This is a genomic window from Candidatus Pelagibacter bacterium nBUS_29 (assembly GCF_051200905.1).
GTDB lineage: Bacteria > Pseudomonadota > Alphaproteobacteria > Pelagibacterales > Pelagibacteraceae > Pelagibacter.
In genome coordinates this window covers 1,301,007-1,321,309 of record NZ_CP172843.1, presented here as the reverse complement: position 1 = coordinate 1,321,309, position 20,303 = coordinate 1,301,007, and the positions used below count along the sequence as shown (strand labels likewise).

Annotated in this window: 21 protein-coding genes; 13 read left to right on the top strand and 8 right to left on the bottom strand. The window is 28.9% G+C overall.

All coding sequences use genetic code 11. From position 1 onward, the window contains the following. The first annotated feature begins 27 nt into the window (after positions 1-27). A complete protein-coding gene (locus tag ACIJYA_RS07100) occupies positions 28-1,182 on the top strand; it encodes an ABC transporter substrate-binding protein (RefSeq protein WP_435088414.1) in 1,155 nt (384 codons plus the stop codon). Here the strand turns inward: ACIJYA_RS07100 and rdgB are convergent. After that, complete coding sequence (gene rdgB, locus ACIJYA_RS07095; protein ID WP_435088412.1) at positions 1,166-1,762, bottom strand: RdgB/HAM1 family non-canonical purine NTP pyrophosphatase; 597 nt, start codon at positions 1,760-1,762, stop codon at positions 1,166-1,168. The genes ACIJYA_RS07100 and rdgB overlap by 17 nt on opposite strands. A gap of 42 nt (positions 1,763-1,804) precedes the next feature. Between rdgB and ACIJYA_RS07090 the strand changes: the two genes are divergently transcribed. The 6 genes from ACIJYA_RS07090 to ACIJYA_RS07065 all read left to right on the top strand — a co-directional run bounded on the left by ACIJYA_RS07090 (position 1,805) and on the right by ACIJYA_RS07065 (position 8,006). Further along, entirely contained in the window at positions 1,805-2,440 is a 636-nt protein-coding gene (locus ACIJYA_RS07090; RefSeq protein WP_435088410.1) for a nucleotide exchange factor GrpE, read from the top strand. A 61-nt stretch (positions 2,441-2,501) separates the two neighbouring features. Continuing rightward, the gene (gene dnaK, locus ACIJYA_RS07085; RefSeq protein ID WP_435088408.1) at positions 2,502-4,448 is read left to right on the top strand and encodes a molecular chaperone DnaK; all 1,947 of its coding nucleotides are present in this window, start codon (positions 2,502-2,504) and stop codon (positions 4,446-4,448) included. A gap of 32 nt (positions 4,449-4,480) precedes the next feature. Continuing rightward, positions 4,481-5,608: a molecular chaperone DnaJ gene (gene dnaJ / locus ACIJYA_RS07080; RefSeq protein ID WP_435088406.1), complete on the top strand. Its 1,128-nt coding sequence runs from the start codon at positions 4,481-4,483 to the stop codon at positions 5,606-5,608. Positions 5,609-5,645: 37 nt separating this feature from the next. Then, positions 5,646-6,422, top strand: coding sequence for a 4-hydroxy-tetrahydrodipicolinate reductase (gene dapB / locus ACIJYA_RS07075; protein WP_435088404.1), 777 nt, complete (start codon positions 5,646-5,648; stop codon positions 6,420-6,422). Then, positions 6,422-7,075 (top strand): endonuclease III, encoded by a 654-nt coding sequence (nth, locus tag ACIJYA_RS07070; RefSeq protein ID WP_435088402.1) that lies wholly within the window; start codon positions 6,422-6,424, stop codon positions 7,073-7,075. Before dapB ends, nth begins: the two co-directional genes overlap by 1 nt. A 1-nt stretch (position 7,076) precedes the next feature. Then, a complete protein-coding gene (locus ACIJYA_RS07065; protein WP_435088400.1) occupies positions 7,077-8,006 on the top strand; it encodes an adenosine kinase in 930 nt (309 codons plus the stop codon). 101 nt (positions 8,007-8,107) lie between these two features. Here ACIJYA_RS07065 and ACIJYA_RS07060 read toward each other — a convergent pair whose 3' ends face one another. Next, positions 8,108-8,665 (bottom strand): winged helix-turn-helix domain-containing protein, encoded by a 558-nt coding sequence (locus ACIJYA_RS07060; protein WP_435088399.1) that lies wholly within the window; start codon positions 8,663-8,665, stop codon positions 8,108-8,110. Positions 8,666-8,681: 16 nt separating this feature from the next. Here ACIJYA_RS07060 and ACIJYA_RS07055 point away from each other — a divergent pair, with 16 nt between their 5' ends. Next, on the top strand, positions 8,682-9,176 hold the full coding sequence (locus tag ACIJYA_RS07055) for a L,D-transpeptidase family protein (protein ID WP_435088397.1): 495 nt from the start codon (positions 8,682-8,684) through the stop codon (positions 9,174-9,176). On the opposite strand, the gene ACIJYA_RS07050 is transcribed toward ACIJYA_RS07055, so the two are convergent. After that, positions 9,173-9,832, bottom strand: coding sequence for a YggS family pyridoxal phosphate-dependent enzyme (locus tag ACIJYA_RS07050; RefSeq protein ID WP_435088395.1), 660 nt, complete (start codon positions 9,830-9,832; stop codon positions 9,173-9,175). The two genes, ACIJYA_RS07055 and ACIJYA_RS07050, sit on opposite strands and share 4 nt — an antisense overlap. On the opposite strand from ACIJYA_RS07050, the gene ACIJYA_RS07045 reads away from it, so the two are divergent. Continuing rightward, entirely contained in the window at positions 9,827-10,354 is a 528-nt protein-coding gene (locus ACIJYA_RS07045) for a thiamine phosphate synthase (protein WP_435088393.1), read from the top strand. The two genes, ACIJYA_RS07050 and ACIJYA_RS07045, sit on opposite strands and share 6 nt — an antisense overlap. 50 nt (positions 10,355-10,404) lie before the next feature. On the opposite strand, the gene ACIJYA_RS07040 is transcribed toward ACIJYA_RS07045, so the two are convergent. Continuing rightward, positions 10,405-11,394 carry a porin gene (locus tag ACIJYA_RS07040; protein ID WP_435088391.1) on the bottom strand — a complete coding sequence of 330 codons (990 nt, stop codon included), beginning with the start codon at positions 11,392-11,394 and terminating at the stop codon, positions 10,405-10,407. Positions 11,395-11,584: 190 nt separating this feature from the next. Here ACIJYA_RS07040 and ACIJYA_RS07035 point away from each other — a divergent pair, with 190 nt between their 5' ends. The 4 genes from ACIJYA_RS07035 to holA are packed head-to-tail and all read left to right on the top strand — an operon-like array spanning position 11,585 to position 16,139. Continuing rightward, positions 11,585-12,127 carry a DUF3576 domain-containing protein gene (locus ACIJYA_RS07035; protein WP_435088389.1) on the top strand — a complete coding sequence of 181 codons (543 nt, stop codon included), beginning with the start codon at positions 11,585-11,587 and terminating at the stop codon, positions 12,125-12,127. Between the two features lie 34 nt (positions 12,128-12,161). Beyond that, on the top strand, positions 12,162-14,648 hold the full coding sequence (leuS, locus tag ACIJYA_RS07030; protein ID WP_435088387.1) for a leucine--tRNA ligase: 2,487 nt from the start codon (positions 12,162-12,164) through the stop codon (positions 14,646-14,648). A gap of 49 nt (positions 14,649-14,697) precedes the next feature. Further along, complete coding sequence (locus ACIJYA_RS07025; protein ID WP_435088385.1) at positions 14,698-15,150, top strand: hypothetical protein; 453 nt, start codon at positions 14,698-14,700, stop codon at positions 15,148-15,150. Continuing rightward, complete coding sequence (holA, locus tag ACIJYA_RS07020) at positions 15,147-16,139, top strand: DNA polymerase III subunit delta (RefSeq protein WP_435088384.1); 993 nt, start codon at positions 15,147-15,149, stop codon at positions 16,137-16,139. The genes ACIJYA_RS07025 and holA overlap by 4 nt, the downstream gene beginning before the upstream one ends. Here the strand turns inward: holA and ACIJYA_RS07015 are convergent. Genes ACIJYA_RS07015 through mnmG form a run of 4 tightly spaced genes read right to left on the bottom strand, consistent with a single transcriptional unit; the run spans position 16,129 to position 20,302 of the window. Further along, positions 16,129-16,971 carry a ParB/RepB/Spo0J family partition protein gene (locus tag ACIJYA_RS07015; protein ID WP_435088382.1) on the bottom strand — a complete coding sequence of 281 codons (843 nt, stop codon included), beginning with the start codon at positions 16,969-16,971 and terminating at the stop codon, positions 16,129-16,131. The genes holA and ACIJYA_RS07015 overlap by 11 nt on opposite strands. Then, positions 16,971-17,765 carry a ParA family protein gene (locus tag ACIJYA_RS07010; protein ID WP_435088380.1) on the bottom strand — a complete coding sequence of 265 codons (795 nt, stop codon included), beginning with the start codon at positions 17,763-17,765 and terminating at the stop codon, positions 16,971-16,973. The genes ACIJYA_RS07015 and ACIJYA_RS07010 overlap by 1 nt, the downstream gene beginning before the upstream one ends. Next, positions 17,766-18,431 carry a 16S rRNA (guanine(527)-N(7))-methyltransferase RsmG gene (locus ACIJYA_RS07005; RefSeq protein WP_435088378.1) on the bottom strand — a complete coding sequence of 222 codons (666 nt, stop codon included), beginning with the start codon at positions 18,429-18,431 and terminating at the stop codon, positions 17,766-17,768. Next, the gene (mnmG, locus tag ACIJYA_RS07000) at positions 18,431-20,302 is read right to left on the bottom strand and encodes a tRNA uridine-5-carboxymethylaminomethyl(34) synthesis enzyme MnmG (protein WP_435088376.1); all 1,872 of its coding nucleotides are present in this window, start codon (positions 20,300-20,302) and stop codon (positions 18,431-18,433) included. The genes ACIJYA_RS07005 and mnmG overlap by 1 nt, the downstream gene beginning before the upstream one ends. Position 20,303: the final 1 nt, after the last annotated feature.

The window sequence follows — 20,303 nt, the reverse complement described above, 5'->3', positions numbered from 1 at the left end:
CTTAAAAAATATTATACTAACATTAAAATGAGTAAATTTATTAAAATTATTTTTTTGGTAATCTTAAATTTTTCTTTATTATTTTCATTTTCCACTAAGGCCTCAGAAAAAATTAAGATTGGTCTCATGGTCCCTTTAACAGGTTCTAATAAAGAGCTAGGACAATCAATTATTAAAGCTGTTAGATTGGCTGTGAAAGATATAAATAATAATTCAATAGAAATTATTCCCAAAGACACAGCCTCTAAAGCAAACAAAGCACTTAAGTCAGCATTTGAATTAAAACAAATGGGTGTAAAGATTGTTATTGGGCCTGTTTTTTATGAAAGCATATCTTATTTGGATGAAATCAAAGATATAACTTTTTTATCTTTAACAAACAAAACTTTAGATCTTCCAAAAAATGTAATTTCTGCAGGAATAAACTCTACTTCTCAATTCAATACCATAAAAAAATTTATAAAGACAAACAAAATAAAAAGGACAATATTTTTGACACCTATTCAAGATTATGAATTTGAAGTTAAAAAAGGAATTAAAGATTCTAGAATCAAAATATTTAAAAATTACGACTATAGTACAGAACCTACAAAATTAACTAAACAAATTGAAGAAATTACCAATTATAGAATTAGAAAACAAAACTTAGAGGATGAAATTTTAAGATTAAAAAAATCAAATCAGTCAAATAAAGAAAAAAAAATTAAAAAACTTGAACAGAGATATACGTTAGGAGGTTTAAATTTTGAGGCAGTCGTTATTGCAGATTTTGATGAAAGTTTAAAAAGTGTATCCACATCACTTTTATACACAGACGTTTCTCCTAGAAATAAGTATTTTATAACATTAAACCAGTGGTTTGATAAAAGTTTATTAAATGAAATAGATATCCAACCTTTATATTATCCTTCAATAAATAAAAATAATTTTGATAATTACAAAGATAAGTTTTTTAACGAGTTTAAAGAATACCCCTCACACTTAGCTTTATTAAGCTACGATCTTGTTGGACTTGTCTATTATTTATCATTAAAAACTAACCTATCTAATTTAAACAAACTTTTTAAAAAAAAAAATTCTTTTAAAGGCAAAATTGGTATTTTTGATATCAAAGACAATAAAATTAATCACCGTTTAAACTTTTATAAAATTGAAGATAAAAAAATTATAGAAATTTTTTAATTTTTTGAAACGCAACAAAACGATGGTCTATTTTATATTTTTGTATAGAGCTCATTTCACCAAAAGTTTTTCTTTTATTTTTTGGAATAAAAATTGGATCATAACCAAAACCATTTTTCCCTTTTGGTTTTGCTGAAATATGTCCTTCAATTTTACCCAAAACAGATACTATTTTTTTATCTAAGTAACAAATTGATAACGCACAAATAAATCTAGCTTTAACTTTTTTATATTTCCAGTTTTTATCCTTTTTTGATAATTCTCTGTACACTCTATTTATTGCTTTTTTAAAATCACCTTTTTTTCCACCCCATCTAGCCGAATAAATTCCTGGACTTTTATCTAGAATATCAATTTCAAGCCCTGAATCATCAGCAAGACAAAATTTTTTTGTTTTTTTTGAGTAATACTTAGATTTAATGATTGAGTTTTCTGTGAATGTCAGTCCATCTTCTCTTGGGCTCTTAAGTTTAAATTCAGATGTTGAGTGGGTTTTAATATATTTTGGCAATAAATCTTTAATTTCCTTATATTTTCCCTTGTTATTAGTGCCTACGAGCAATTTTGAAATTTTTTTCATTAATACCTAGCAATTTTGAGATTTCTTACCATATATGCTCTCATGGAAAAAGAGGAAAACCTAAACCAAGAGAATACTACAGCAGAAACGTTAAATGAGAGCAATAAAGCTGGCAAACAATCAAACGATAAGCATGATGAAAACAATGGTGTAGAAGAAAAAGTAGAATTATCTCCAGAGGAAAAAATAAAAGAATTAGAAGATAAATTAGCAAGAACTTTTGCTGAAATGGAAAATCAAAGAAGAAGATTTGAAAAAGAAAAAGATGATGCATTTGATTATGGAGGTTTTACATTTGCAAAAGAGGCTTTAAATTTAATTGATAACCTTGCAAGGTCAAAATTAATTTTAGAGAGCGATGAAGCCCTTAAGGACACTGAGGCATTAAAAAAAACCCTAGAGCATTTCAATATAATTAATAAAGATTTAATCTCTATTTTTACTAAAAATAATATTAAACCAATTGATTGTCTTAATAAAAAATTAGACCCAAATTTACATCAAGCAATGATGGAAATTGAAGATGATCAAAAAGAACCTGGTACTATTGTTCAAGAAGTTCAAAAGGGTTTTATGATAAAAGACAGATTGCTTAGACCCTCTTTAGTTGGTGTGTCTAAAAAGACAGAAAGTAAAGATGATAAAAGTGAGGAAAATAGACAAAATTTAGACAAATAATTACATTTGTTGAACTTGTAGAATTAATATTAACACATATATGAAAGAGAGAATTTAAATTATGAGCAAAATTATTGGAATAGATCTTGGTACAACAAACTCATGTGTATCAATAATGGAAGGAAGCCAACCTAAAGTATTGGAAAATGCCGAGGGTGCTAGAACAACCCCTTCAGTTGTAGCTTTTACTGACGATGGAGAAAAACTAGTCGGCCAACCTGCTAAAAGACAAGCTGTAACAAATCCTGAAAATACAATTTTTGCTGTTAAAAGACTTATTGGAAGAAATTTTGAAGACCCAACAGTAAAAAAAGATATAGCTGCAGCTCCTTTTAAAATAGTTAACTCTGAAAAAGGTGATGCTTGGATTGAAGCAAAGGGTGAAAAGTATTCACCTTCACAGATATCTGCTTTCATTCTTCAAAAAATGAAGGAAACAGCTGAGAAATATTTGGGTCAAGAAGTAACTAAGGCAGTAATAACTGTTCCTGCGTACTTTAATGATGCTCAAAGACAAGCAACAAAAGATGCTGGTAAAATTGCAGGCCTAGAAGTTTTAAGAATTATTAATGAACCTACTGCAGCATCACTTGCATACGGTTTAGATAAAAAACAAAATAAGAAAATTGCAGTATACGATTTAGGTGGAGGAACATTTGATGTTTCAATTCTTGAATTGGGAGATGGTGTATTTGAAGTTAAATCTACAAATGGAGATACTTTTTTGGGTGGCGAAGACTTTGACAACGCAATTGTTGATTACTTAACTGCAGAGTTTAAAAAAGATAATGGTATAGATTTAACATCAGATAAACTTGCCCTTCAAAGATTAAAAGAAGCTGCAGAAAAAGCTAAAATTGAACTATCTTCAGCAGAACAAACAGATATCAATTTACCATTTATCACTGCTGACAAAACAGGCCCGAAACATATTAATTTAAAAATGACAAGAGCCAAACTTGAAGCTCTTGTTGAAGATTTAATTACCAGAACACTACCACCTTGTAAAACAGCATTGAGTGATGCTGGCATATCAGCAAGTGACATAGATGAGATTGTTATGGTTGGTGGAATGACCAGAATGCCAAAAGTTCTAGCAGAGGTTAAAAACTTTTTTGGAAAAGATCCAAATAAAAGTGTTAATCCAGATGAAGTTGTTGCAATGGGTGCAGCTATTCAAGCGGGCGTACTTCAAGGTGATGTTAAAGATGTACTTCTTTTAGATGTTACACCCTTGTCTCTTGGTATTGAAACTTTAGGTGGTGTATCAACTAAGCTAATTGAGAAAAACACAACAATACCAACAAAAAAGAGCCAAGTATTTTCTACAGCAGAAGACAATCAACCTGCAGTTTCTATTAGAGTACTTCAGGGTGAAAGAGAAATGGCAACTGATAATAAAATGTTAGGAAACTTTGAATTAGTCGGTATTGCTCCAGCACCAAGAGGAGTTCCTCAAATTGAAGTTACTTTTGATATTGATGCTAATGGTATAGTGAGTGTTTCAGCAAAAGATAAAGGAACAGGTAAAGAACAAAAAATTCAAATCCAAGCTTCGGGTGGACTAAGTGAAGATGAAATTGAAAAAATGGTTAAAGATGCAGAAGCTAATAAGGAAGAAGATAAAAAGAAAAGAGAGACTGTAGACACAAGAAATCAAGCTGACACTTTAATTCATTCAACTGAAAAGAATCTTAAAGAGCATGGGTCTAAAATTACTGATGCTGAGAAGAAAGCAATTGAAGATGCATCATCCAGTTTAAAAGAAGCTCTTAAAGGAACTGATAATGAAGATATTAAGAAAAAAACAGAAGCGTTGGTTCAGGCATCAATGAAATTGGGTGAGGCTATATATAAAGCTCAAGAGAAAAAACCAGATACACCTGATGATAATAAAAATAATGATGAAGGAAAAAAAGACGATAACGTAGTTGATGCAGATTTTGAGGAAGTAAAAGAAGAAGGTAAAGAAGAAGGTAAAGAAGAAGATAAAGAAAAAAGCGCTTAAGACTATCAACGACCATTATCTCAAAGTAATTTATGGCTAAAAGAGATTTCTATGAAGTTTTAGGTGTTGGAAAAAGTGCATCTCCCGATGAACTAAAATCAGCTTACAGAAAACTTGCTGTCAAATACCATCCTGATAAAAATCCTGGCGATAAAATAGCAGAAGATAAGTTTAAAGAGGCCAGTGAAGCATATGGCATTCTTTCAGATAAAGAAAAAAAACAAAATTATGATAACTTTGGTCATGCAGCTTTTGAAAATGGTGGTGGAAGACAAAGTGGTGGTTTTGGTGGTTTCGGTGGTGCAGATTTTTCAGATATTTTTGAAGATTTTTTTGGAGATTTTGGTGGTGGTGGAAGACCAAGAAATAGAAGCTCCAACAATAGAGGATCAGATCTAAGATACGATCTATCAATTTCACTTGAAGAAGCTTACCAAGGCAAAAAACAAGATATAAAATTTTCAACTACTGAAAAATGTAATACTTGTAAAGGAAATGGCTCAAAACCTGGTCATTCTCCAGATAGATGTACTTATTGTGGAGGAAACGGTAAAATAAGATCTAATCAAGGCTTTTTCACAGTTCAACAAACATGTCCCCAGTGTAATGGTAATGGTGAAGAAATCACTAATCCTTGTAATGACTGTAATGGTCAAGGGAAAATACAAGCCTCTAAAAAAATATCAGTTACAATTCCTAAAGGTGTTGATGATGGAACAAGAATTAGATTAGCTGGAAAAGGTGAGGCTGGAAGTAGAGGTGGAGCGACAGGAGATCTATATTTGTTTATAAATGTTCACGCTCATGACTTATTTAAAAGATCAGATGAAAATTTATTTTTTGAATTTCCAATTTCTCTTGCGGATGCTGCTTTAGGAACTACCATTGAAATTCCAACTATTGATGGAGGCAAAGCTAAAATAAAAATTCCTGATGGGACTCAAAATGGTAAACAATTCAGATTGAAGGGTAAAGGAATGCCCTATATGAGAAGAGGTGATTTTGGTGACTTATATGTTCAAGTAAAAACAGAAGTACCTGTATACCTAAATAAAAAACAAAAAGATTTACTTGAACAATTTAGAGAAATTGAAAACGATAAATCAAATCCAAGTATTAAAAAATTTTTTCAAAAAGCAAAGGACTTTTGGAAAAATTAAAAGACTAATCTTTTAAAAAAGGTTAATATTTAGTGAAATGAAAAAAATTAATTTATCAATTTCTGGGTGCATGGGTAGAATGGGTCAACAACTAATCAAATCATCCAAAAAAAATAAAAAATTTAAACTTGTTACACTCACAGAAAATAGATCAGTAAATAAAAAATTTAATGGTATAAAACCAGAGTTAAATTCTGAAAAGGCATTTAAAAAAACAGATATAATTATTGATTTTACTGTTCCTGATTGCACTCTAGAGATATTAAAAATAGCATCTAAACTGAAAAAAAAGGTTGTTATTGGGACAACTGGATTCAATAGAAATCAAGAAAACCAAATAAAAAAGTTTTCAAAAAAGATACCCATTTTAAAAGCTGGCAATATGAGCTTAGGCGTAAATTTATTGATGTATTTAACTGAGATTGCTTCAAAATCATTAAGTGACGAATATTTAAGTAAAATATTTGAGGTGCATCATAAGCACAAAAAAGACTACCCATCAGGTACAGCTTTGATGCTTGGAAAAGGCATCGCAGATGGAAAAAATGAAAATTTGTATAATTTAATGGGAAAGAAATTTTTAAATAAAAAATCTTTTCCCTATGGAAAAAAAATTAATTTTAATTCAATTAGAAAAAGTGAAATTATTGGAGAACATGAGGTAAAATTCTCGAGTGGAAAAGAGATAATTACATTAAATCATGAGGCTTTTGATAGAGCACTTTACTCTGATGGGGCATTAACAGCTTCTAAATGGTTAATAAAAAAAAAACCAGGATTATATTCTATGAGAGACTTACTTAACTTTTCATAATGAATGAAGAGCAAAAGGCAAAAATTATAATTAATACATTAAATAAAATTTATCCCAAAACGCCAGTTCCTCTTAAAAGTAAAAATATTTTTACATTATTAATTTCTGTGCTTCTTTCGGCTCAATGTACTGATGTAAATGTTAACAATGTAACAAAAGATATATATCCAAAATATTTTAAACCAGAACACTTCGTAAAATTAGGAAGAAAAAAAATTGAAAAATTAATAAATAAAATTGGAATTTTTAGAGTTAAAGCTAGAAGTATTTATTTAATGTCAAAACAAGTTTTAGAAAAACACAACGGAAAAGTACCTAAAACCTTTGATGAACTTGAAAAATTACCTGGTGTAGGCCATAAAACAGCTAGTGTCGTAATGTCTCAAGGTTTTGGGTATCCAGCTTTTGCTGTTGATACTCACATTCATAGACTTGCACAAAGATGGGGATTAACAAATGGAAAAAATGTAGTTCAGACTGAAAAAGATTTAAAACGAATATTTCCAAAAAAAACTTGGTCTAAACTTCATTTACAAATAATTTTTTATGGAAGAGAATATTGTAAGGCAAGAGATTGTTATGGTTTGTCATGTAAAATATGTGCTACTTGCTACCCAAATAGAAAAAAACCTGTTATTACCCTTAAAGCATAATATGAAAATTTTAGGAATAGGAAATGCAATAGTCGATGTCATTTGTAAAGTAAATGACAGTTTTATTGAAAAGAATAATCTTACAAAAAGCACAATGAAACTATTTTTTGATGAAAACGAATTCAAAAATTTATTAATAAATCTTAAAATTGAAAAAACTGTTTCTGGAGGTTCTGTAGCAAATTCCATAGTTGGGTTATCTCAACTTGGTGACCAGGTAGGTTTTATTGGAAAAGTTTCTGATGATGAATTTGGCAGCAAATACGAAGAAGGTTTAAAAAAAGAAAACGTAGAATATTTTTATTCAAAAAAGAGAGAAAAATTGCCAACAGGTACTTGTTTGATATTGGTCACACCAGACTCTGAAAGGACAATGTGTACATTCTTAGGAACAGCAGGAAAAATTAATAAAAATGATGTTAGCTCTGAAGCTATTAAAAAAAGTGAAATTATATTTTTAGAAGGTTACTTGTGGGATGAGGGAGAACCCAAAAAAGCATTTGATAAAGCCATTAATAATGCGAATAAAGTAGCTATGTCTCTCTCTGATCTGTTTTGTGTAGATAGACATAAGCCTCATTTTTTAAATTTAGTAAAAAACAAACTCGATATAACTTTTGCTAATGAACAAGAAATTACCTCATTAATTAAAGCAAAAAATTTTAGTGAAGTTATAAACTTCTCAAAACAACTTAATAAATTAGTGGTTGTAACTAGAAGTGAAAAAGGTGCAGTTGCAATTAACGGAGAAGAGATTTTTGAAAGTGATATACAAAAAAATCTAAAAATTGTAGATCTTACAGGTGCTGGTGATCTTTTTGCTGCTGGATTTTTACATGGATATATCAATAAATTATCAACAAAAGAATGTCTAGAAAAAGGTACTGAAATGTCATCAAGAGTAATACAACAAATTGGAGCTAGACTTTAGGTTTAGTGTTTTTTCTTTTAAAACTTCCTTTGCCTTTTTTTGGTTTAACTATTTTTGGTTTATATTTTTTCGTAAACAGATCCTTGACTATGAGATTTTTCTTATTTGATTTGATAACCATTTTTTTTACTAATAATAAATGCATTATCATTAAATGAATTTAAAAATTTTTTTCTTAATCGATATATATGCGTCTCAACAGTATGAGTTTCTATATCAGCTTGATAGCTCCACACCTTTTCTAGTAATTCATCAATACTAACCGTTGTCCTTGATTTTGATAAATAGATAATTGTATTAATTTCTTTTTCGGTCAGCTTTAGCTTTGTATTATCATTTTTGATTTCTCTAGAATTTAGATCTATCGTATAATTATTTATTTCTATCTGAGATTGACTGTTAAATTGCAGTTTTAAAAATTCGATGTTAATTTTTTCTACTAATTTAAAAATGCCAATCGGTTTATTTTCTAAAACAAATTGATTAGTAGTTTTAAAATATTTTTTATTTGAGATAATTAAATAGTTATTAAGATTTTTTACTTTGATTTTCAAGGATTTCTCACAGTCTACAAAACTGATTTCAAAATTTAAATCTAAACCAAGCTCTTCAAGAATATGATACAATGAAGTAAACTTATAAATTATTAAACTCTGCATGCTTGAGAAAGAGATTATGACAATTTTTATAAAAAATAAACAAACTCTTCAAATAGATGAATTTAAATTTAGGTGCTGTATTGGTAAAAAAGGATCTACAAGGAATAAAAAAGAGGGAGATAAAAAAACACCAAAAGGAACTTTTGGAATTGAAAACCTTTATTTTAGGAAAGATCGCAAGCAAAAACCATCTACCATATTAAAATGTATCAAAATTCAAAAGAGCATGGGTTGGTGCGATGACACACGTTTTCCAAAAAAATATAATAAACTCTTTATGATTGAAGAAAAAATTAAACATGAAAAATTAAAAAGAAAAGATTATAAGTATGATTTACTAATTCCAATAAAGTATAATTTCAAAAAACCTATTGTCGGTAAAGGAAGTTGCATTTTTATCCATTTAACCAAAGATTATAAACCCACAGCTGGATGTATTGCTTTGAAGGAAAAAGATTTTTTAATTATGATTAAAATACTAAAAAAAAAATCAAAAATAAAAATATTTTAAGATCTCTGACCAAAAATACTAGAGCCTATTCTTAAATAGGTAGAAGAATTTTCAACTGCTTTGAGATAATCCGATGACATACCCATACTAATTTCTGGTAAGTTAAATTTTTTATTTAAAAGTTTAATTTCTTTAAAATATTTATCGGCCTCTCTATTTGCTGGAGGAATACACATTAACCCTATGATATTAAGATTTAATTGTTTTGAAAAAGTTATTAAATCATCGATTTGATCAATCTTAACTCCTGACTTTTGTTCCTCGTTTCCAATATTTACCTGAATAAATAATTTAAGATTTTTGTCTTGTTTTTTCTGTTCATCTGCAATTTTTTTTGCAAGCTTCATACTGTCCAGAGAATGAATGAAGTCAAATATTTTTATAGCATTCTTTACTTTATTTGTTTGAAGCTTTCCTATTAAATGAAGCTTAATATTTTTATATCTAAATTTAATAGCCGACCATTTATCTATTGCTTCTTGGACTTTATTCTCTCCATAATCAAGATGACCATATTCTATCAATGGAAAAATTGATTCTATTTTAAAAGTTTTAGATACAGCAATGACTTTTGGGGTTAATTGAATTTTTTGTTCTTCTATTTTTCTATCTATTGAACTAATAATATCTTTATATCTTTGAACTGAATTATGCATGTTAATTTACCCAGTAAATATTACTTTATTAATAAATTTGATACAAATAATATAGATAAACTTGACAAAAATACTGGCATAATACTTAGAAATTATAGTTCAGAAAACAACTTAAAAACAATTATAAATCTTAAAAAATTTTGTAAAAAAAAAGGATTTAAATTTTTTTTATCTAATAATGTTAAGTTGGCGTTAAAACTTAACTTAGATGGAGCTTATATACCTTCCTTTAATAGTGATATAGGTCATCTTTCATATTCCTTAAAAAATAATTTTTTAATTATTGGCTCTGCTCACAATAATAAAGAAATTAAGGTCAAAGAAAAACAATTAGTTAAGATTATTTTTCTGTCTTCAATATTTAAAAAAAATAAAAATTATTTAGGAATTAATAAATTTAAGTTATTTGCTAAGTTTACAAAAATTAAAGTCGTGGCACTTGGTGGTATTTCAAATAAAAACTTAAAAAAATTAAAATTACTAGACTGTTTTGGTTTTGCTGGAATATCTTTTTTTGAGTAAAAAAAAGGCCCCTAAAAAGGGGCCCTTTAAGTAATTTAATCTAAACTAGATTAGAACGCAAATGAAGCTCCTAGAGTCCATTTTTCGATATCTTGAGTAGAAGCAGTTCCGAAGTTTGCATTCTCAGCTTCGTGCATACCTGCAGAAATAGTCATACCACCTGTTACGTATGAAAGTGATAATGTTTCATATTCCGCATCAGATGTAGCACCTTCTTGTTCTGCATCTTCCATTCCGTAAGTTACTGAAAGTTCATCACTTACTGTGTAAGATATAGCAGCAGATGTTAGTTCATAGTCTTTGCTAGCAGTATCTAGATCACCCTCAAAATTTGAGTATGAAACTGTAACTGGACCATAAGCATATGAAGCATACATTACTGTTTGTTCACCACTTAATGCTTTAGTTGAGTTAACAATATCAGCTTTAGCATACTTAAGTGTTAAACCTTCAACTCCAGTATATGCTAAACCATAACCCATACCTGATGCTCTTGTTTCAGCTCCTGAAGCTTGAGGCGCATAACTAGCTGTTGCAGTTAAACCTTCCATCAATTCTGGAGTAGTATAAATGAAAGCATTATCACCAGCAGTAGCTGTAACGCCATCACCAGTTACACCACTTTTACTTACTTGTGCTGATGCATTAGTTAAACCATCAAATTTATCCCAGATGTCGCCAGCTGCAGAACCATCTATAGCACTTGCAGCAGTTGATCCGCCTTCACCCATAAACTTAAGTGAACCCATAGCGTCTGAGCTAATTGTTACTGAGTGACTATCAAATGGTGATGGAGCAGCATCTGCTTGGTCCATTACAAATGATACGGCAACAGTTAAACCATTGTCTAATTCACCGCCACCAGTAAATGTTAATTGATTACCCATTGTGTAAGATTTACCAGCATTTAACTGTTCACCAGAAAAACCTTCAACGTTAAGTGATGCTCCACCTGCAACAGATATTTCTCCAGCGTTAGCTGATACAGAAACAAGTGATGCTGCTAGTGCAGTAAGACCTATTTTTTTAAAGTTGTTCATATTAATTACTCCTTTATTTATTTGTTAATTATTAATAATAAACACTGACTTTTTAATGAATTTTTGAGGAGATTTAATTTAATTACATAAAAAAACCGAAATTAACTCAAAGTGTTGCATTTTTGCATCACTCCTATGAATTTTGATATTTTTAGGTAATTTTTACCTTTTATTGTATAAGGATTTTCCAATGAACCACTTATTTAAATTAAAATACACTAAAATAATAGTTTTTTTAGCTATAATTCAAACTTCTTTAGTAGGTTGTAATGGAAAATTGCCCGGAGGTGATGCTAGAAAGTTTCCTGCTAATCCAGAAGAGAGGGTAAAACAAAATTTAGAACAAGGTCGTGGATTTAAACTTAATGAATTTGGAAATCAACAAGGGGGTGTTTTTGAATTCGCAAGCTCTAATGGACTATGGAGAGCATCATTAGATGTTATTGATTTTATGCCATTATCTTCCGTAAATTACAGTGGTGGAATAATCATCACAGATTGGTACTCCGAGAATAATAGCCAAAATGAAAGTATTAAAATTTCAATCCGATTTATGACTAATGAAATAAGATCAGATGCCCTAAACATAAAAGTATTTAATAAAAAGTGTATAAATAATCTATTGAACTGTAAAATAACTGAGCAAAACGGCATCTTAGTTAAAGAGCTCAAAAGAGAAATACTGAAAAAAGCGACACTTTATAAAGAAGAAGATAAAAATAAAAAAAAATAGATATAATTTCAAATAAAAAATATTTCTGATTTTTGTGGATAGATATAATTTTAAAACAGTTGAAAATAAATGGCAACAATATTGGAAAAGTCAAAAATCTTTTTCAACAAAAGTTGATGAGAATAAAAAAAAATTTTATTGTTTAGAAATGTTCCCTTACCCGTCTGGTAAAATTCATATGGGTCATGTTAGAAATTACACAATCGGTGATGTCTTGGCTAGGTACAAAGCATTACAAGGATATAACGTATTACATCCTATGGGGTGGGACTCTTTTGGAATGCCAGCTGAGAATGCTGCAAGACAAAATAAATTAGATCCAAAAACTTGGACTGAAAAAAATATTTCAACAATGAAATCTCAACTTAAAAAACTTGGTCTATCAATAGATTGGGACAAAGAAATTTCTACTTGTTCATCTAAATATTATAAACATCAGCAAGAATTTTTTTTAGAACTTTATGACAAAGGTCTAGTCTACAGAAAAGAAAGTTATGTAAACTGGGATCCAATAGACAATACGGTTCTAGCAAATGAACAAGTTATAGATGGCAAGGGATGGAGATCAGGGGCAATTGTTGAGAGAAAAAAACTTAATCAATGGTTTTTTAAAATTACCGAATTTTCAAAAGAACTTTTGGATAGCTTAGATAATCTTAAAGATTGGCCAAATAAGGTTAAGGTCATGCAAAAAAACTGGATAGGAAAATCTTATGGTTGTGAAATTGCATTTAAAATTGATTCAAAAAAAGAAATAAAAGAAATAAAATGTTATACTACTCGACCAGATACCTTATTTGGTATGTCTTTTTTAGCAGTTTCGGTAGATCATCCAATTTCAAAATTTTATGCTAATAATCCAGAATTTATTAAGTTTAAAAAAGAATGTTCTAGAACTGGTACAACTGAAGAAGCTATTGCAGCAGCTGATAAACTTGGATTTAAAACTGATTTACAAGCTATCAACCCTTTAGAGCCAGGTATAAAAGTACCAGTTTATTTTGCAAATTTTGTCTTAATGGATTATGGATTAGGGGCTGTTTTTGGCTGTCCTGCGCACGATCAAAGAGATTTAGATTTTGCAAGAAAATATAATTTAAAAGTTACACCAGTAGTTAGACCCGAAAAAGATAAAGATTTTTCGATTACCGAAAAAGCTTTTACGGAGTCTGGTTACTTATTTAATTCTAAATTTTTAGATAATCTAAAAGTCCCTGAAGAATCTATTGACAAAACAATCGCCTACTTAGAAGAAAATAATATTGGACAAAGAAAAACTAATTATAGATTAAAAGATTGGGGTATCTCTCGTCAACGATATTGGGGTTGTCCAATTCCAATTGCATATGATGAAAATAATAATCCAGTTAAGATTCCTAAAGATATGCTACCTGTTGAATTACCAAAAATTAATCAATTAAGTTCTACAGGAAATCCACTAGATGAAATGGTAGAATGGAAAAATATTACAATTGACGGAAAAAAATTTATTAGAGAAACTGATACACTAGACACATTTGTTGATTCATCGTGGTATTTTCTAAGATTTTGTTCACCCCACTATGATGGTTATGGATTTAATTCAGATGAAGTAAAATACTGGATGCCCGTGGATCAGTATATTGGTGGTGTAGAGCATGCTATTCTGCATCTTTTATATTCCAGGTTTTTTATGCAAGCTTTATCCTATCAAGATAATTCATTTAACATTAAAGAACCATTTAGTGGTTTGTTCACGCAAGGTATGGTTTGTCATGAAACATATAAAGATGAAAATGACAATTGGGTTAGCCCTGATGAACTAATTGCTAAAGATGGAAAAAAATTTTTAAAAAGTACAAAAAAACAAGTAAAAGTTGGTCCTTCAGAATCAATGTCAAAATCAAAAAAAAATACTATAGATCCTGAAAAAATTATAGAAAATTATGGGGCAGATTCTGCAAGATTATTTATACTTTCAGACAGTCCACCAGAAAAAGATGTTCAATGGTCAGATGAAGGCATTAATTCATCATATAAGTTTATCCAAAAATTATGGATATTAAATCAAAAAATTATTGAGGAAATAGAGGCAAATCATCCATCTAATTCAAATAATGATTTAGAGAAAATTACTAATAAATTTATTAAAGAAATTACCCAGAATATAGAGAGTTTTTCATATAATAAAATAATTGCTAATTTTCATGAAACTTATTCGGCATTAAACAAAGTAATCTCTAATAAAATTGAAAGGGAAAAATTAATTGAAAATTACAAAAAAATTTTAATAGCTTTTAATCCCGTAATACCACACTTTTCTAATGAATGCATGGAAATGATAAACATAAAAGAAGAGGTATCATGGCCAAAGATTGATCATAAGTTTTTAGTAGAGGAAAATATTAAATTTATTATTCAATTAAACGGTAAAACTAGAAAAATAATGGTTGCAGAAAAAGATACAACTGAAGAACTGTTAATAACAAACATAAAAGAAGATAAAAAATTAAATGAGTATTTGAAGAATAAAAAGATTTAAAAAAAGATATTTATACCCAACAAGTTAATTAATATAATAACAGATTAAAATGATAAAAAAAAATATAATAATCATTTCTCTTATATTTCTTTTATCTAGCTGTGGTTTTACTCCAATTTATTTAAAGAATACGAATGTTAATTTTTCAATCGAACAAATTAGTTATGCGGGTGATAGAGATCTTAATAATTTTTTAAAGACAAATTTAAACCAATATAAAAACAATAAAACTAATAATAAAATTTTTATTGAAGCAAGTAGCATATATAAAAAAATTATTTTAAGCAAAAACAAGGCTGGGGAAGTAAGTGACTATCAAATAGAAGCAGAAGTAATATTCTTAATAAAACCAACTAATAAAAAAATAAAAATTACTGAAACAAAAATTATGAAAAGTAAAGATGATAAATTTGAAGAAGCCAGATATGAAAGATCAATTAAACAAAATTTTGCCTCATCTATATCTAATAAACTTACATCAGATTTAATCGCTAATAAATGATACTAAAATCTTTTGAGATAAAAAAAATAAATCAAAATATTAATAATTTAATACTATTTTATGGAAAAAATGAGGGTTTAAAAAATGAAGCTCTTAATGTTTTAATTAAAGATAAGAGTAATACCTCAAATTATGAAGAGAAGGAAATTTTAGATAATGAAAATAATTTTATTGAAAATATTTTATCTAAATCTCTTTTCGACCCACAAAAATTTATTATTATCAAAAGAGCTACCGATAAAATTTTAAAAGTAATCCAAGCATTACAACAAAAAAACCTTGAGGATACATCAATTATTTTAAACTCAGATAATTTGGAAAAAAAATCAAAATTAAGGTCTCTTTTTGAAAAAGACAAAAAATTAGTTTGTATTCCATTCTATCCTGATAGTGATCAAACATTATCTAAATTAGCATATAATTTTTTAAGGGATAATAAGATTTCAATTTCACCCTCGAATATAAACTTAATAGTGAACAAATGCGGCGGTGATAGGGAAACGCTTGTAAATGAACTTCAAAAAATTGAATTTTTTGGTAAAAATGGAAAAAAAATTAATAGCGATAATATATCAAAACTAATTAATTTAAATGAAAACCACAGCATATCTGAGCTTATTGACAATTGTCTTGCTAAAAACAAAAAAAAAATAATTGGTATTTTAAATGAAAATAATTTTAGTAATGAAGACTGCATTATGATTACAAGATCTTTTATAATTAAAGCAAAAAAATTACTGGTGTTATCAAAAACATTTGAGACTAACAAGAATATAGATTTAACAATTTCATCAGCAAAACCACCCATCTTTTGGAAAGAGAAAGAGATTACCAAACAACAAATTTATAAATGGAAACCAAAAAATATTAAGCAATTAATCTACGCACTAAGTGAGACTGAATTACAAATTAAAAAGAATATAAACAATTCGATAAATTTAATTACAGATTTTATTTTAAGCCAGTCTTTAACTGAAACTAATAATTAGATTTAATTATATCTATAATTTTATTCAGCTGGTCTAGGTTTTTATACTCAAAAGAAATTTTTCCTTTATTTCTCTTACTATTATGTATTTCTACGTTTAATCCTATTTTATTTGATACTGACAGTTCAAGAGCTAAAATATTAGTATCTTTTGTAATCTTTGACTTTTGTCTTTTCTTTTTAAATAGTTGTACAAAATTTTCTGCCTGTCTTACTGAAAGTTTATTTTTTATAATTTTATTTGCGATAAAAGAAGCATTTTCTAATCCAACTAAAATTTTTGCGTGACCTGCAGTTAATTTTTGTGTCTCTATTAATTTTATAACTTCGTTTGGAAGAGTTAATATTCTTAGTGAATTAGATATGTGGCTTCTGCTTTTACCTATAAATTTTGATACTTTCTCTTGATCATAAGAAAATTCATCTATCAATCTTTTATAACCTTGGGCTTCCTCCAGCGTATTTAAATCATGCCTTTGAACATTTTCAACTATTGCAAATTCTAAAGATTTTAAATCATCTGCCTCTGTGATTACCACAGGAACATTATGAATACCTGCTCTCTGAGCCGCCAGCCACCTTCTTTCACCTGCAATGATTTCAAATTTTGAATTTTCGTTTTTGGATTTTCTAATTACTATAGGCTGAATCATTCCTCTTTCTTTTATAGAATTTGTTAAATCTTCTAAGTTTGCCTCATCAAAAATTTTTCTTGGTTGATATTTATTTGGAATTAAGTCGCTTACTGGTAATAGATTTTTTTGAACATCTACTTTAGTTTCACCAATTAGTGATGATAAACCTCTTCCAAGACCTTTTTTTATTTTATCCATTAAGCAGCACTCCCAATCGTTGTCTCTTGATTTATGAATTCATCCGTAAAACTAAAATAAGATTTACTGCCAGGACAGGATTTGTCATAAATTAAAACTGGCATTCCATGAGAAGGTGCTTCTGATAATCGCACATTCCTTGGAATTACTGTTGAGTAAACTTTTTCATTAAAATAATCTCTAGCTTCCTTTTCTACTTGCGAAGAAAGCTTATTTCTTTTGTCGTACATGGTCAAAAGTATCCCTCTAATTTTTAAATCAGGATTTAAATGCACTTTTATCCTTTCAATAGTTTTCATTAGTTGGGTTAGTCCCTCAAGCGCAAAGAATTCTGTTTGCAAAGGGACTAAAAGTGAGTTTGAACAGACAAGCGCCATAACCGTAAGAAGACTTAGAGAGGGTGGACAATCAATTATCACATAGTCATATGATCCTCTAGAATTGTTTAAATAAGCACTTAATTTAGCCTTTAATATGAAGGCCCTATTACTATCATCAGCTGTTTCAACTTCAAGTCCAGATAAATCTACATTAGAAGTGATAATATCTAAATTTTCAAACTGTGTCTTCTTAATTATCTCATTTATTTCTTTAGTTCCATTCAGCACACCATAAATTGTGTCACTTGAGTTGTCTACGTTGGATAATCCAAGACCTGTAGTGGCATTTCCTTGAGGATCCAAATCAATAACTAAAATTTTTTTATTAAGTTGAGTTAATCCAGCAGCTAAATTTATAACGGTTGTTGTTTTTCCTACCCCACCCTTTTGATTGATTACTGAAATAATTTGCATTTAGTTTTTCTTATATCTTTTTTTATTTTTCTTACTAATTTTTTTTATGTTTAATAAAAATGAATCCTCATTAGTTAAACTTTTTTTTTCTATATATTCTAAACTCCAATCATTTTTAGATTTTTCAAATATTTTTTTTCCACTCTTACCCATAAAAAATATTAAATTTTTATATTTGGAAAAATTTTCATAAACTAAATCTAGAACCATCGGCATTGGCTTGAATGCTCTTGACATGACCGTACCTGTTTCTAAATTTTTTATTTCAAAAATATTTTTTTGAAAAACTTTTGTATTTAAATTTAGTTTTTCTGAAACTTCTTTTAAAAAACAGCTTTTATGGTAGCTTTTTTCATATAGATGCACATCCATATTATTTTTCATATTTTTGAGTATAATTGCTACTACAATTCCCGGTAAACCCGCCCCAGATCCTAAATCTGTGGTTGTATTAGAATTAAAGTCAATAAAATCAATAATTTGTGCAGAATCTATAATATGGCGCTCAATTATGGATTTTTTTGATGACGTATTTTGGCTAATTATGTTTATTTTTTCATTTTTTTCAATAATCATCGATATGTAGTTTTCAAAGTCAAAAAATGTTTCACGTGAAACATTTAAGTCATTTAATTTTGATAATGATTTTAAAATTTCTTGATCCATTAAGCTGTATGCTTAATAGACTTTCTTTTAACGTGTGACAACAAAATATATACAGCAGCTGGAGTAATTCCATCAATTCTCAGTGCTTGACCCATTGTTTTTGGTTTTATTTCCTTAAATTTGGCTTTTACTTCATTTGACAATCCTGAAAGGCCATCATAATTGATTTGATCTGGTATTATAAGGTTTTCATCTCTTTTAAAGGCTAAAATATCCGCTTTTTGTTTCTTCAAATAACCTCTGTAATGTGCATTAATTTCAACCTGCTCATCTATCTCATTGTTAAAAAAAGGTATATCAGTCCATATTTCTCTAATTTTATTCATATCAACTCCTTTTTGGGTTAATATTTCATTAGAAGATCTTAAAACACCATCTTTTGCTATTTTTATACCAAATTCATCAGCTTTATTAGGTGATATAGTTGATTTACCCATTTTTACATTAATTTGGTTAATTTTGTCGAATTTATCTAAATAAAGAACCTTTCTCACATCACCAATTAATCCAATTTCTATTCCCTTTGCAGTTAGTCTTTGATCTGCATTATCAGATCTTAGGCTTAATCTATATTCAGCTCTTGATGTAAACATTCTGTATGGTTCAGCTACACCTTTAGTCACTAAATCATCGATCATTACTCCTATATAAGCATCAGATCTATCGAGAATAAAAGGTTCAAATTTTTTAAAAGATAGAGCAGCATTTATCCCAGCTATAAGGCCCTGAGCTGCTGCTTCTTCGTAACCTGTTGTTCCATTAATCTGACCTGCAAGGTAAAGATTACTAATCTTCTTAGTTTCAAGCGTTAAAAATAGCTCTCTTGGATCTATATAGTCATATTCTATGGCATATCCTGGTCTTATAATAGATACATTTTCTAAACCATTGATATTGTTACATATTTCTTGTTGCACATCAGCTGGAAGTGATGTGGATATACCATTTGGGTAAATTGTATGGTCATTTAGCCCTTCAGGCTCTAAAAATATCTGGTGTCGACCCTTATCAGCAAATTTTACTATCTTGTCTTCAATAGATGGGCAGTATCTAGGTCCAACACCTTGTATGCTACCAGAGTACATAGCACTCTTGGATAAATTTTTTTCAATAATTTTATGAACCTTATCGTTAGTATAAGTCATACGACATGAAACTTGTTTGTTAATATTTTTTTTAGTTAAAAAAGAAAAAAAATAAGGATCATCATCTGCAAATTGTTCTTCTAAATTTTCATAATTAATTGTTCTTGAGTCAAGTCGGGGAGGGGTTCCTGTTTTTAATCTTCCTATTTTAAAATTGTATTTTTCTAATTGTTCACTTAATCCTGTTGAAGGTTTCTCATCATACCTTCCAGCAGGTGTTCTTTCATCGCCTATATGTATCAAACCATTTAAAAAAGTGCCCGTTGTTAGTATTAGTTTAGAACATAAAACTTTTTTACTTTCTTTAGTTATAAAGCCAGTTATTGTATTTTTATCAAAAATAAACTTTATTACAGGATCAGAAAAAATGCTTAAATTACAGTAGTTTACAAGTTTTTCTTGCATATATTTACGATATAGTGATCTATCGGATTGAGTTCTTGGTCCTCTTACTGCTGGGCCTCTACTTCTGTTTAATAATCTAAATTGTATACCTGATTTATCCGCAACCTCGCCCATAACACCATCAAGAGCATCTATTTCTCTTACCAAATGACCTTTACCCAAACCCCCTATTGCTGGGTTACATGACATCTCTCCAATTGTTTCTATCTTATGAGTAAACAATGCGGTGTTAACACCTAGTCGAGCAGAAGCTGCAGCAGCCTCACAACCTGCATGGCCACCACCTATTACCACAACATCAAATGATAAATCATTTTTCATA

Excerpts from the sequence above, each read along its gene's own strand:
- ACIJYA_RS07100 (WP_435088414.1), top strand. The coding sequence starts at position 28 with ATGAGTAAATTTATTAAAATTATTTTTTTGGTAATCTTAAATTTTTCT.
- rdgB (WP_435088412.1), bottom strand. The coding sequence starts at position 1,762 with ATGAAAAAAATTTCAAAATTGCTCGTAGGCACTAATAACAAGGGAAAA.
- ACIJYA_RS07090 (WP_435088410.1), top strand. The coding sequence starts at position 1,805 with ATGGAAAAAGAGGAAAACCTAAACCAAGAGAATACTACAGCAGAAACG.
- dnaK (WP_435088408.1), top strand. The coding sequence starts at position 2,502 with ATGAGCAAAATTATTGGAATAGATCTTGGTACAACAAACTCATGTGTA.
- dnaJ (WP_435088406.1), top strand. The coding sequence starts at position 4,481 with ATGGCTAAAAGAGATTTCTATGAAGTTTTAGGTGTTGGAAAAAGTGCA.
- dapB (WP_435088404.1), top strand. The coding sequence starts at position 5,646 with ATGAAAAAAATTAATTTATCAATTTCTGGGTGCATGGGTAGAATGGGT.
- nth (WP_435088402.1), top strand. The coding sequence starts at position 6,422 with ATGAATGAAGAGCAAAAGGCAAAAATTATAATTAATACATTAAATAAA.
- ACIJYA_RS07065 (WP_435088400.1), top strand. The coding sequence starts at position 7,077 with ATGAAAATTTTAGGAATAGGAAATGCAATAGTCGATGTCATTTGTAAA.
- ACIJYA_RS07060 (WP_435088399.1), bottom strand. The coding sequence starts at position 8,665 with ATGCAGAGTTTAATAATTTATAAGTTTACTTCATTGTATCATATTCTT.
- ACIJYA_RS07055 (WP_435088397.1), top strand. The coding sequence starts at position 8,682 with ATGACAATTTTTATAAAAAATAAACAAACTCTTCAAATAGATGAATTT.
- ACIJYA_RS07045 (WP_435088393.1), top strand. The coding sequence starts at position 9,827 with ATGCATGTTAATTTACCCAGTAAATATTACTTTATTAATAAATTTGAT.
- ACIJYA_RS07050 (WP_435088395.1), bottom strand. The coding sequence starts at position 9,832 with ATGCATAATTCAGTTCAAAGATATAAAGATATTATTAGTTCAATAGAT.
- ACIJYA_RS07040 (WP_435088391.1), bottom strand. The coding sequence starts at position 11,394 with ATGAACAACTTTAAAAAAATAGGTCTTACTGCACTAGCAGCATCACTT.
- ACIJYA_RS07035 (WP_435088389.1), top strand. The coding sequence starts at position 11,585 with ATGAACCACTTATTTAAATTAAAATACACTAAAATAATAGTTTTTTTA.
- ACIJYA_RS07025 (WP_435088385.1), top strand. The coding sequence starts at position 14,698 with ATGATAAAAAAAAATATAATAATCATTTCTCTTATATTTCTTTTATCT.
- holA (WP_435088384.1), top strand. The coding sequence starts at position 15,147 with ATGATACTAAAATCTTTTGAGATAAAAAAAATAAATCAAAATATTAAT.
- ACIJYA_RS07015 (WP_435088382.1), bottom strand. The coding sequence starts at position 16,971 with ATGGATAAAATAAAAAAAGGTCTTGGAAGAGGTTTATCATCACTAATT.
- ACIJYA_RS07010 (WP_435088380.1), bottom strand. The coding sequence starts at position 17,765 with ATGCAAATTATTTCAGTAATCAATCAAAAGGGTGGGGTAGGAAAAACA.
- ACIJYA_RS07005 (WP_435088378.1), bottom strand. The coding sequence starts at position 18,431 with ATGGATCAAGAAATTTTAAAATCATTATCAAAATTAAATGACTTAAAT.
- mnmG (WP_435088376.1), bottom strand. The coding sequence starts at position 20,302 with ATGAAAAATGATTTATCATTTGATGTTGTGGTAATAGGTGGTGGCCAT.